This is a genomic window from Sandaracinomonas limnophila (assembly GCF_004005965.1).
Classification (GTDB): domain Bacteria; phylum Bacteroidota; class Bacteroidia; order Cytophagales; family Spirosomataceae; genus Sandaracinomonas; species Sandaracinomonas limnophila.
The window spans coordinates 1-349 of the sequence record NZ_SACY01000016.1; the positions used below are offsets into that span (position 1 = coordinate 1).

Annotated in this window: 1 protein-coding gene; it reads left to right on the forward strand. The window is 45.8% G+C overall.

Annotated features, from left to right (window positions below):
• A partial coding sequence (locus tag EOJ36_RS12005) for an Ig-like domain-containing protein (protein ID WP_164847909.1) occupies window positions 1–349 on the forward strand: 349 nt, incomplete at both ends.

Sequence of the window (349 nt, forward strand, 5' to 3'; positions counted from 1 at the left end):
TCACCAGTTTCTGGAAATGTGTTGGCAAACGATGGCTCAACGAATCCAAATGCAGTGTTAACGGTAGCTCCACAAAACACTACAATCCCTGGAAAAGGAACGATTGTAATGAATGCGGACGGAAGCTACACGTTTACACCAACAGGTGGATTTGTAGGCACGGTAGATATTCCATACACAGTTTGTGACAATGCGAATCCAGCGAACTGCTCAACAGCTACATTACATATTGTAGTTGAACCAGCACCAACGGTGATTGCACCAGACTTCAACAATGGCTTAATCAACAAGCCAATTGCAGGAAGCCTAGCAACGAACGACGTGGTAGCTGGTGGCGGAACGTATGGAA